The organism is Moorena sp. SIO1F2 (assembly GCF_010672755.1).
Taxonomy (GTDB): Bacteria; Cyanobacteriota; Cyanobacteriia; order Cyanobacteriales; family Coleofasciculaceae; genus Moorena.
This window is the reverse complement of sequence record NZ_JAAHFV010000025.1, coordinates 1-11589: the sequence shown is the minus strand read 5'-3', so window position 1 is coordinate 11589 and position 11589 is coordinate 1. Positions and strand designations below refer to the sequence as shown.

The following is an 11589-nucleotide window of genomic DNA, read 5'->3' as shown; positions in this document are numbered from 1 at the left end:
AATGCTTAGATAACTACTAACTATTAATACTGAAAATCACATCGTTACCGCCACCACCAAGAATATCATCACCATCTCCGCCATCTAGATAATTATTACCTTCTGTTGTCGAGGAAGACGAAAATGCAATGGCGATCATATCATTTTTAGGGTTGATAGTAATAGCTAATTCTCCGTAAAGGCTATCATCGCCACTACCACCAATTAGTCTATCATCTCCACGCTCACCAGCGATCGCATCATTACCTGCGTTGCCGTTAAGCAAATCATTGCCATTTTTGCCATCAATTAGATCATTACCATCCCCACCGTTAATAGTATCGTTACTATCCCCACCGGTCAGAGTATCAGTAACCGTTGAGGGAATCGTGGAAGCAGAAAAAGACGATTAAAAATCGATAGAAAAATCTCTAGAAAACAAAAAAAAGTATTCTCTGGGGTAGCATACTCCGGTAAAATGAAAAGTATAATACCAAAACTGAAGAATTGTAAACTAATATTAAGTAAAGCCATACATCGATTGAGTGTTTTTTCCTCTATGACCACCCAGTTTTTTGCTTCCCAGTGTGTGGAAATGACTGTGCCACAGGAATCTGTGCCGATTCAGCACTACTTGCGTCAGCCGGAACGGATAGTTTATGCGATCGCAGACCTGAATCGCATCCAACAACTGACTCAGAAGCGTTTTCGCCTGAAAATGAATCCATTACACTTTATGTCCTTGACATTTCAGCCCACGGTAGATCTAGAAGTGTGGGCAGAATCTGACGCTACTGTTCATCTGAGGTCTGTCGGTTGTGAAATTATAGGATTGGACTACATCAATCAACGCTTTGCCCTAGAATTAACCGGAAAACTGCATCCTTGGGAAGATCAGGGAGTGACTAAGCTCACCGGTAGAGCGGATTTAACTGTCAAGGTTGATGTGCCCTTACCTTTTTCCCTTACTCCCAAGCCAATCTTAGAAACCACTGGCAATGGTTTGCTCAAAAGCGTTTTGGTCAGGATTAAGCAAACATTGATGCACCAGCTGTTATTGGATTATCGTCAATGGGCTCGCAATGGCACCCAAACCAATATTTATACTCAGCACCAACCACCAGGAGCTCCCGCGACTTGATCTAGCAATCGGTGTGGGAGATGGGGAGATGGGGAGATGGGGAGATGGGGAGATGGGGAGATGGGGAGATGGGGAGATGGGGAGTTTCTCGGTAATTTTTGCCTATTGCCTATTGCCTATTGCCTTTCCTTAAGGGAGTATGTTCAAAATAACCCTTAACCCTTCATCCTTCATAATTCCTTGTGACAAAGAGTATTACTGATCTCCCAATTAAAGCTGGTATTGTTGGTACTGGGTTTGCGGCTAAGCTCCGAGCGCAGACATTGCAAGCAGATTCGCGATCGCATTTACTGGCGGTCTGTGGTCATACCCCTGCCAAAACCCAAGAGTTTGCTGAAACCCACGGCACGACAGTGGTGGATTCCTGGCAGCAATTGGTAGAACACCCGGAGCTTGATCTAGTATTTATTAGCACGATTAATCGGGATCATGGCAAAATTGCCCGTGCTGCCCTTAATGCTGGGAAACATGTTGTCACTGAATATCCCCTTTCCCTTGACCCCAAAGATGCCGAATCCCTGATTACCCTTGCCAACGCTAAGGGTAAGCTCCTCCATGTAGAACATATTGAGCTCCTAGGGGGCTTGCATCAAGCCTTGCGCCAATCCTTGCCCAAAATTGGTCAACCGGTTTATGCCCGTTACGTAACTATTGCGCCCAAACACCCTGCACCCCGCAGCTGGACATACAATCTGGAACTATTTGGCTTTCCCTTCATTGGTGCTCTTTCTCGCATTCACCGCTTTACAGACTTGTTTGGTGAAGTCGCTTCTGTGTATTGTCAATCCCAGTTTTGGGATGCTGGTGATCAGTACTTTACGGCCTGTCTATGTAATGCCCAACTGCGCTTTACTAGTGGTCTAATCGCAGATATTACTTATGGTAAAGGGGAAATGTTCTGGCAGAGGTTACGGAATTTTGAAGTCCATGGAGACCAAGGCACACTGCTGTTTGAGGGAGACCAAGGAAATCTGATTAAGGCAGAGGAAAGCAAACCAATTGAAGTAGCAGGGCGACGGGGTTTGTTTCTTAAAGATACCGCTATGGTAATTGACCATCTAGTTAAAGGAACACCCCTGTATGTCTCGACTGTAGATAGTTGTTATACTCTCAAGGTCGCAGATGCATTACGTGAATCGGCAGCTACAGGTAATGCGATCGCTCTTAGCGGAAGCTTAGCTTCATCGCGTAGCGTGACCAAAGGTTAATCGCATTAATTTAGATAAAAGTCTTGTAGCAGTTCTCAGCAACCTTTGAACGACATTGCTTATGCTTTGAAGGCAATAGGCAAGCTAGCAATAATCAAGAGGGTTTTATATGATATTGCAATTCTCAGCAACCTTTGAGGGACATTGCTTATCCGGTAGTGCATCGGTTAACGGTGCAGGGTAAGCGCCAGAAAAATTGAGCCAAAATGTGATAGAGTCTATGGGTTGTCACCATATTAAGCCAAGATTGCTCAGCACTATTGCATTTTTTGATCAATATTGTTCATAATTATGCCTATTTATTGATTCTTGCCCTTACCCAAGGTAAAAGCAGGGCTGTTTCATTCTCGACCCTAGAATTCATGGATCAGGCTGTCAAAGCCTCATCTGGTAAGCAAACCGCCGTTTTTTTCTGCTATTGGGCTGAATTTTATAAAAACAGGCGCGAAACTGCTGCAACTCGGGAGGTTCAGCGAACCAAAAAATTGAAAATGAAACAGCCCTGCCCTTCAGGGTTGGAAGTTTAAGGGATTTAATTAACGGTATTGTTCACAAAGCGTGAAATACTTATTTCAATAATGCCTACCGACTTATATCAAGGTATGTCCGATTTCTATAATGCCTTTGTGCAAAGGAATCGAGATTACAAAGCAATTGCGACCGAGCTGATCGATCTTTTCGGCGACCAGCAAGACATCTTGGATGTGGGAATTGGGACTGGTTTGCTTGTAGAGCAAATTATTCAGTTGCGACCTGAACTCCAGATCACCGGGGTGGATACCAGCGCGTCTCTACTTGAACAAGCTCAGCAATGCTTAGGCACTCAAGTAGATCTCCACTGCCAAGATGTCGTTGATCTGCACCTCGACAAGATGTTCGACCTTGCCTATTCTCGTGGTGGGGCTTGGGCTTTTGTCAATGATGGCAATACCATCTTGCTTGCCAGCCACATCCTGGATCTTGATGCTATTCAGCAGAGCTTTGAACGGGTTGCGGCACACTTACGTGACGAAGGGCGCTTGATTATCATTTCGTCGAATGCCAATCATGGCAAACGTGAGGAGTTAGATGGGGAAGTCACATTCGAGAGAACCGTGAGCAAAGATGGGATTGAGGGGGAGCAATATCTTATCCTTGACTACAGGTGTCATAGGAACGGAGGTCTTGTTGGACACCAGAGGGTGCGAATGCGATTACTTGATCTCGATCGCGTCGAAGAAATGCTGGTGGCGGTAGGGCTCGGATCGATTTCTGATCACCATAACAAATACCACATCTATCAGAAAAAGGGTTCTGAATGAATCAGTATTTCAATCTTATGGAAGAGACATCCCAGGCAACTGATGTCCTGATTGAGCAATATACTAAGAAGTTGAGCCCGGAAGTGAAGCAGCTTCCCATGAAGCGGCATGGTCACCCTCGACTGCGCGATCTTCAGATCCGAACAGGCTATGAGATTAACGGAGGTCAGGACTGGAAAGAGATTTTGCCTGTCTGTGCAAGTTTTGAGATCCTCAACTGCTCGACTTATGTGATCAACTGGTTCCTTGATGAGAAGCATGGGTATGACAGCGTCGAAAGTAAGCGCAAGCTGGTCATAGCTGGCTTTCAACTCAGAGAAGTTGCTCAACAGATCTTAGAAGAGCATGGCATGACCTCGCTGTTACCAGTCCTCAGTAACATCAATCACCGAGTCTATCTTGGTCAGAGGATGGACATTCACGATCTACAGGTTTCTAAGATGAGTGACTATCCAGACTATGATCAGTTCCTAAAAGCTTATCAGCAGCGGTGTAGATTGCTCTCCGGTGTGTTCTACGGAAGCTGTTTCTTCGCAGGATCGATCGTTGCGGGGGAGCCTGACGAATTGCTCTATGAGATGGGTGCTATCTATGGGGCAGCCACCCAGGCAGCCAATGATTTCGGTGATTTTGCACTGCCCGTCCAGCGTCTCTCGAAGCTGGAGAAACCGTATCAGGATCAATTTTCCGACTTCATAAATGGAAAACTCACATTGGCAGTGTATCTGATGACCCAAAGAGCCAACGAGCAAGAGCGAGACCAACTCGAAGAATTGAGGCATAAACCCATTGATGAGAATGGCTATCGCAAAATTCTAGGCATACTGGTCAACAAGGGTGTCTATGCTGACTGTATAGCTTACCTCAAGCAAGAACACAAGCGATGTAAGACGATGCTCTACACTAAAGACAAGACAGTGCATCGAGACACGATCGCCTCAATTCTAGTTAGAATAACCTCGAACAAGTTCCTGTCGCAGCTCAAGAAGAACATCGAAATGTTGGTATTGGATAAGCATTGTGTGGGATAAGTAAGCAAGTCGTTAATGTTGCCTCAATTTGCTCCGAGAGCTTAGCAAATTTATTCTGTCGGCGATACCACCGACCAGTCTGCTTCAAGATAGTGGTACCACAAAATCGACAACGACGTTGTATAAATTACCTAAACTATATAAATCGTAACAAATATTTTAAACTTCATTACAAAATCAGATATGCCCTTGGCATACCATGATATGTTCTGTAAGATACATCGAGTCGCGGTTCCTATGGGCTGATTGGACACGCAGCTTTCCCGCTCTCGAACTACCTAATGGTTAAGTTAGACAAGGAGGACACTTTGGATTTGCATTCTACTCAACCCCACAATGATCATGCTTGTGAAGGCATTAGCGATTATGTCGCGGAGCTTCAGTTTCACATGGCACTCCACGCCCGCAAATTAGTTCCTAACCTCACTAAAGCAGCAGATAGTAGAGAGCAACTATTGCAGCAAACCCAAGCTAATTTTGAAAAACTAGTTTCCCGACAATCCCGTTCACAGTGATAAAGCCTTAGCTCGATTTGCAGCAATCAACGATTCTGTATACTGTAGCGCCTCTTGCCAAACCTGATAGCCAAGAGGCGTTAAGTGTATGCCATCGGTTGTCAAGTTGTGCTGCATCTGACCTTTACTATCAGTAAACAACTTGTGAAGATTGAGATAGGCTGCTCCTTCTTGTTGAGCAATCTTAGCAATTTGTTGATTAAGATTACGAATGCGCTGATTAGAAATAGCAGTAGCTCGTGTCGGTAAAATCGACTGGATAATTAGTTGAGCTTGTGGGTGATTTTGCCGCAATTGACGAGTAATCTGGCCCAGGTTGTTGAGAATAACTTGATCGGTTTTCCCCTGACGCAAATCATTGATACCTGCCATCACATAAATTGTATCAGGACGAGTCTGGGAAAATGCCGATAATCGACTCAAAATTTGACTGGTATTCTCACCAGAAATACCTTGATTGAGCCAAAGTTGATAGTTAGGTAATCCCTGTGCGGGTAACCACAAACTTAGGGAATCTCCCACTACCATAGACAGACGATTGTTACCCTGTCCGTAGGTAACAGCTCTGGCTTCCTGTGCCAAGAGTTGTTTCCATTGCTGATAGGTAGGTTTTGTGAGAGGGACTCCTTTGTGATTTAATCCCTTTGCCCAAAACGATGAGAAACTATGAGCAGGTAAGCGAGTATAAAGTTTGCCAGCTCTGAGGGCAGCTAATCGTTGGTAATATAGTTCCGTTCCCGATTTTGGTGAAGGAGTAGCAGGTCGATAGTTGGGTAAACGTTGCTGATACTTTATTTGCTGATACTTTAATACTTTAGCAGGGCTACGTTTCTGCCATTGACTACTAAATTGAGGAGAGGAGTTTTCTACAGTGGTTTCTACAGTAGGGACAATCTTATGACTAACCCCAGCCTGCAATGCTTTATTAGCTGTTGAAACTAACAGGCTTGAGAGGCTATCTGAGGGATTGGCAGGTAGGGGTGGTGGTGGTGGAGCAGACATTGCTCCTCCAGTCAATAGACTTGTTGTTAACAGATATAAATTGCTCATAATTTGCCCACTTTCCTCTCTATACTCTTTTCACATCAAGCAATGGAGGAAATCCGGACAAATTTAAAGCGTTTCTAATATTGTGTCAGGATAATGGCGTTGCTGAATGTTTGAATGAATATGAGTAGAGTGGGCATCCTGCCCGCCCGGAAATAAGGAGGAAACTGGCAAGATGCCAGTTCTACGCAAGATGCCAGTTCTACGCAAGATGCCAGTTCCACGCAAGATGCCCATTCCACAGGTGCGACCCAAGGCCGCGAGGGATTGCTCGCGGCCTTGGAGGCGCGCACCTACTCTTAAAATCATTCCATTATTCAGCAACGCCAACATAATTACCCTTAATCAAATCTCCCCATCTCCCCATTCCCCTCCTGGGAGGGGTTAGGGGTGGGTCCCCATCTCCCCATCTCCCCATCTCCTTAATGATGGGTATTCAAAGAAATCCCCATCATTCATTAAGGAAGGGATAGCTTAACGGGCACCGATCCGAATCACGTCTCCATCGAAGGTTGGCAGAGACAGCACAAAGGGATCAGTGGAATAGGTCAATGCTTGTTCTTCTAACATACCGATGGCAATTTCTTCACCCATGCGCAAACTATCATAGTAGTCAGTAAAGTAGTGAACGCCAGCCATATTGCGACCAATGGAAATATTGGCAGCCAGCTTGTTCAACTCACCCTCCAGAGTCAAAAAATCCCTCGTACGCTCTGAAACAAGTGTCGCCTCACCTTTCGTGTAGCCAGACAGATCAGGGGCACGGAACACAATTCCCTGATCTTTGGGGCTATAGCGTTTAAATCTGATCTGTGTCCTTGGTTGTCCCGGTTTTGAGTTTTTGACTGGTGTTTCTACTAAAACTGCACTGGTATCAAAGAATGCCTTAAGCATGGTCACACATGCTCCAGCAACAGTGGCATGTCCTGCACCATAGGCAGGGTGCATGGGAGACCCTTCAGGAAATGCCATTGGTAGTAGATAATTCGGTGAGCCAGAGCCATTTTGATTGGCTAGTTCCAAAATCGACTTGAGAGTACCGTTGCCTTCTAGTTCACGTTCAAACCTTCTAATGTACTTGATTAATGCTCTGGGTACACTAGCTTTAGCTTCATTAGGTAGCTCTTGAAATCGCCGTAATAGTTCAATCCGGGCTGCCAATGCCTCTGGTCGCAGGCGAATATGGTTATTGAACTTCTGGAAGCGGACAGCTTTGAGTGCTCGTGTGGCTACTTCAGTAACTAACGTTAAGATGTGTGGACCGCCGTAGAGGGCAAAACCAGCGGCATTGCGACGGGTTGCTGGATTACCTGCTGCCACACCACCCCCAGAAAGATGATCAAAACCAGGATCGAAGGGTGTTTGCATCCCCAGGAGAATGATGCAAGCGTTGAGATACGCTTCATAGAGAGCATCGTAATGAACATAAGTAGCTAAATCTCGGGGAGTGGAGATAAACCGACGAGCTGGACGATCTGGTAGCTTAGGGTTTTGATCATTCTCTAAAACATAGCTTTCTCTGTCTTGCTTAATCCCACGCTGAACCAAGACATAGTCTTCCATGTTGGTCATGTAATCTAGGTTAGGTGTTGCAATGGGAACCTTTTGATCAATTTGCAAAGCACCATAGGTAATTTTCCCTTCTGCAACGTTGCCACCACCATTGAGATCAACATTACCTATCAGTAGAAACTGAGAGAGATAGGGACCGACTTCCACTCCTGGAGAAGAGCCTCGGAATACGGTTTGCTCATCAAGCCTGCCTTTGGAATTCACCTTCCGAGGTCGTCCAGTTTGGTTGCGAATATAGTCAAGGGCATTGAGACGATTGATTGAACTCTCGATTTTGCTATTCGCTCCTCTTTTCTCAAAGTCATTGAGGGGCTGATCCCGCAGTATGGCTAATTCGTAGACTTCTGCTATCTCAAAAATTAGCTCTGGGTTAGCCTTACCGTTAGCATCCATTAACGGTGGTGCCGGAGGCATGGTAACTGCTTGTGGATCTGGTCCGTTTAGCTCAAAGACAACCCCTGCAGTTGGTGCTTCCCATTGTCTAAATTGCTCAAGCAGATCAGGGTTAGTCTCACCCTTAATAGTGTAGTCTTGACCTGTAAATACTACCTCAAATTTGGCACCATGACGTACCGGATCAGTGAAGGGATCAATAAAGCCATCGTCTATTGCACGGCGAAACTCGACAAAATCCTGTGGGTCTTGTAGTAGCCCTGTATCAGGGTTGTGAGGTAGCCCTTTGGTAAAGGACATAAAATACTGATCATCAGCATGTCGCTGTTCATCCCCATTGGCTTTATGGGTAGGATAGTCTCGACTTCTGGCTAGTTTTGCAGCGTCAAGGCGAACCTCAAAGGACTTCTCTGAACGATTTGCCATGGGAACTCCTTAGGAAAAAGAATTTTGATATGTTTTGAACATGTCTATATCAAATGTACAAAGTAATTTATGACTCTGACAGTACCCACAAGGGTACTTTTTTCACCAAAAAAAATGGGTTGGTTTGTAAGCATTCAGCCCTTAGCTGACAGCATGATAGCTGACAGCTAAGGGCTGAAAATAAATCTCTTGCGAGAGAATTTTATACTTCGAGATTTTAGAGAATTGAAAGTCTAGAGAAAAGCCCAAGGCCAACGGCTGAGGGGTGACTGCACCTCAAGTAGCGTGCGTGGCACAGGCTTCTAGCCTGTGAAGTAGGGCATATGCTTACGCAGAATATAGGCAGTAAAAGGCTTTGAAGTAGTATATTGAATGGGTTTTCCCTAACCTTAGGATAAATGTTATAATGGGCTTATTTGACAAAATTTACCATAAACTAACCTGAGCGATCGCAATATTTCCTGACAAACACACATCAACGTCTGTTCCTGAATCAGATTTGCGGTTGATGTCATCTCCCACATAAAGATATCCGTCCTCTTGCTTTACAAATTCTGTCAGTAGAGGACGGGTACAGAGGGAACAAAAGACTATCTCTGGCTCGGGTGCGTCTGGTTCTAGGTGGGGAAAGTTGACGCTCCAGAAGGTGCCAGGCTCAGACGGTTGGTCTAATAACTTTTGCAATACCTGCACCGTCCATGGTGTTGCTCTTTCCCAGTCAAGTTCCCAGTCAGTTCTCTTAAAATGAGAAAAGGCAATCGCCCGAAGGCCGTGTATTGTCGCCTCTCTAGCCGCCGCTATGGTTCCTGAGGGATAAATGTCTGAGCCCAGATTGCAGCCCCCATTAATCCCAGAGACAACAAACTCGATATCGTCGTAGAGATAGTTGACCCCCAAACGCACACAATCAGCGGGCGTACTGTCTACACTCACCTCAGTCTGCGATCGCCATTCCACTGGAATCACTGTGCGAATATTGACCTGATGGCCACAGCCGGACTGGTGGTGTTTAGGCGCAACTACCGCTATGCGATCGCTTGTTACTTGGAATAATGCTTTGTGCAATGCGTGAATGCCGGGAGCATCAATCCCATCATCATTGGTTACTAAAAAAGCCATAATCCCAGCTCCACCGATAAACAAAATGAGGATAGCAGATCAGTCAGAGCAAATACCATCTCTACTGACCTACTAACCACTTAAAGTATCAAGAAGCTACAAAAGCTAGAGTCTGGTTGCGTCTAACCACATCACCCCAAATAGGTCATGACCCACACCATAGCCTGGTTGCTGAGTTGCCTCCAATTTCCGCAACACTTGAGCTAGCATAAACTCTAGCTTCTGTCGGTACAGGTGTTTGTCAGAAATCTGTTGCAATTCTTTCTGGGCGGCTGCCTTAAATCCTTGAACTTCAGGGGGCAACTCAACGGTCGCGATCGCCAAAGGCTCACCCAATAGCTCTGTGGCGTCACTCACCAAACGGTTCCACCAACTAGAGAATTTCCTGAAGAAATCTAAGATGTGCTCTGGTGCCGCTCCTAACTCCACTTGGAAGATCAGTTGGCTTAAGTCTGTCTGTTGTGAGGGTGAGAGCAAACTATTGACTAGGTCGCGATAGTTGGGCAACCCTGGGTTAAACTGCCTTGTTGAGGTATGGCGACCAACCATAATCGAGCGATCGAAAAACTCAAACTTCTCAACAGGACAGCCTACGGCATTCGCTGCCTGCTGCATAATTTCTTGCAAGTGTTGATGGGAGTAAAAACTCATCCATGTAGGGTCTTTATCCCCTTCGCTCTGGAAAAAGCTCATGGAGTAATTCCAACGGCTGTTCTGCCATTGGGGTGTCCACTCGATACTGTAGCGCCCCAAAACATCCACAATCACAGCACAACGGGAGCGATTCTCGCAAACATTGGTCACAATCATCTTTAAGGCTTGGTCAAGCTCCTTGTGAGTCAGATGAGAGTAGGGAACGCCGCAAGAAAGATATAAATCGAAGGGCCGAGCGAGCTTGCTAGTCCGAATATCCGCACATTCAAACCCAACGTTACTGTGGTTACCATATAAATTTATGGCAGTTTCCACCATTTGGGTACTAATATCAACTCCCAAGTACTCTAGCTCATAGCTACCACTTAGTTCTGGGTCTTTTAACAATAGCGTTGACAGCAAAACATATCCATCACCTGTGCCTGCACCAATATCAACAACCCGTAGTTTCTCCCCCTTATTTTTGCTCACTGGGGCGATTGCTTGCTTAAACACTGAACGAGAGAACGGCTCCTCCCAATCAACTTTTACACCGTCACGGCGACTTTTAGATAAGTAATGTTGAACAGCATTGCTTTGGTCGTATACAGTCTTAATCTGCTCTGGAGTTACTTTCATAACCAATGTAGGTTTCTACTAGAACTTCAAACGTCTATCGACTCAACTCTGTCACTTCAATCAACTGCTAAGTCTCTCTGGATCAGGCTTGTAAGGAATTTCAAATTCGTTCCTAAAGCATTGTATCATAAAAAATCGTAACCACAAAAAAATGTATCAAAAGAAAGCGCGACAGCTATAGCAATCCTCAATTATTTGTAAAATCTGTCAAATCGTAAATCATTGCTGGGCAAGGGTTATAGCGATATATTTCGCCACTATTCGGCTACTAGATTTGACGAATCAGATAGGATTGCTATAATCTTCAACAAAATACCAGTAGCTCAATTCTTCCAAAGAAATATCATTTTCTGGCTGTGGAACACGGAAATAGGAATGGAGCGGAAGTAATTCAGCAGCAGGATTTGCTGATGGTTGAGAAAGAATTTGTTTGATTCGGCTCAAGTAGTTTAAAGCGGTGCTATCCCAGGTGTAATATTCCAAAACATACTGCTGACAACGTTTCTGTAACCTTTGCCACAGGTGTTGATCACAAAGTATTTCCCTGATTCCTCTAGCAATATCTGCTGGATCACTGGGATCAAA

The 11589-nt window shown here is 45.1% G+C and carries 13 protein-coding genes and 1 pseudogene; 6 read left to right on the top strand and 8 right to left on the bottom strand.

The annotated features are described in order from the left end of the window. Positions 1-16 precede the first annotated feature (16 nt). Together F6J94_RS05555 and F6J94_RS34155 are read right to left on the bottom strand one after the other, a co-directional pair. A complete protein-coding gene (locus F6J94_RS05555) occupies positions 17-265 on the bottom strand; it encodes a hypothetical protein (protein ID WP_293037844.1) in 249 nt (82 codons plus the stop codon). Positions 266-271: 6 nt separating this feature from the next. After that, positions 272-343: pseudogene (locus tag F6J94_RS34155) on the bottom strand (calcium-binding protein); the annotation flags it as partial. A gap of 195 nt (positions 344-538) precedes the next feature. Here F6J94_RS34155 and F6J94_RS05550 point away from each other — a divergent pair. From F6J94_RS05550 to F6J94_RS05525, 6 genes are all read left to right on the top strand, one after another. Continuing rightward, complete coding sequence (locus F6J94_RS05550) at positions 539-1120, top strand: DUF1997 domain-containing protein (RefSeq protein ID WP_293037889.1); 582 nt, start codon at positions 539-541, stop codon at positions 1118-1120. Between the two features lie 182 nt (positions 1121-1302). Next, the gene (locus F6J94_RS05545; RefSeq protein ID WP_293037840.1) at positions 1303-2328 is read left to right on the top strand and encodes a Gfo/Idh/MocA family oxidoreductase; all 1026 of its coding nucleotides are present in this window, start codon (positions 1303-1305) and stop codon (positions 2326-2328) included. 269 nt (positions 2329-2597) lie between these two features. Further along, positions 2598-2855, top strand: coding sequence for a hypothetical protein (locus F6J94_RS05540; protein WP_293037837.1), 258 nt, complete (start codon positions 2598-2600; stop codon positions 2853-2855). Positions 2856-2906: 51 nt separating this feature from the next. Next, complete coding sequence (locus F6J94_RS05535; protein WP_293037834.1) at positions 2907-3629, top strand: trans-aconitate 2-methyltransferase; 723 nt, start codon at positions 2907-2909, stop codon at positions 3627-3629. Continuing rightward, positions 3626-4660 (top strand): polyprenyl synthetase family protein, encoded by a 1035-nt coding sequence (locus F6J94_RS05530; RefSeq protein WP_293037832.1) that lies wholly within the window; start codon positions 3626-3628, stop codon positions 4658-4660. The genes F6J94_RS05535 and F6J94_RS05530 overlap by 4 nt, the downstream gene beginning before the upstream one ends. A 308-nt stretch (positions 4661-4968) precedes the next feature. Then, a complete protein-coding gene (locus tag F6J94_RS05525) occupies positions 4969-5175 on the top strand; it encodes a hypothetical protein (RefSeq protein ID WP_293037829.1) in 207 nt (68 codons plus the stop codon). Here F6J94_RS05525 and F6J94_RS05520 read toward each other — a convergent pair. The 6 genes from F6J94_RS05520 to F6J94_RS05495 form a co-directional block, all read right to left on the bottom strand. Continuing rightward, complete coding sequence (locus tag F6J94_RS05520) at positions 5167-6225, bottom strand: GDSL-type esterase/lipase family protein (RefSeq protein ID WP_293037826.1); 1059 nt, start codon at positions 6223-6225, stop codon at positions 5167-5169. The two genes, F6J94_RS05525 and F6J94_RS05520, sit on opposite strands and share 9 nt — an antisense overlap. A gap of 74 nt (positions 6226-6299) precedes the next feature. Beyond that, positions 6300-6464 carry a hypothetical protein gene (locus F6J94_RS05515; RefSeq protein ID WP_293037823.1) on the bottom strand — a complete coding sequence of 55 codons (165 nt, stop codon included), beginning with the start codon at positions 6462-6464 and terminating at the stop codon, positions 6300-6302. Positions 6465-6696: 232 nt separating this feature from the next. After that, positions 6697-8613, bottom strand: coding sequence for a vanadium-dependent haloperoxidase (locus F6J94_RS05510; protein ID WP_293037820.1), 1917 nt, complete (start codon positions 8611-8613; stop codon positions 6697-6699). A 426-nt stretch (positions 8614-9039) separates the two neighbouring features. Continuing rightward, positions 9040-9732: a 5'/3'-nucleotidase SurE gene (gene surE / locus F6J94_RS05505; RefSeq protein ID WP_293037816.1), complete on the bottom strand. Its 693-nt coding sequence runs from the start codon at positions 9730-9732 to the stop codon at positions 9040-9042. A 105-nt stretch (positions 9733-9837) separates the two neighbouring features. Further along, positions 9838-11004, bottom strand: coding sequence for a class I SAM-dependent methyltransferase (locus tag F6J94_RS05500; RefSeq protein ID WP_293037813.1), 1167 nt, complete (start codon positions 11002-11004; stop codon positions 9838-9840). 282 nt (positions 11005-11286) lie between these two features. After that, the coding region (locus tag F6J94_RS05495) for a glycosyltransferase (protein ID WP_367142167.1) at positions 11287-11589 on the bottom strand (303 nt) is incomplete at its 5' end.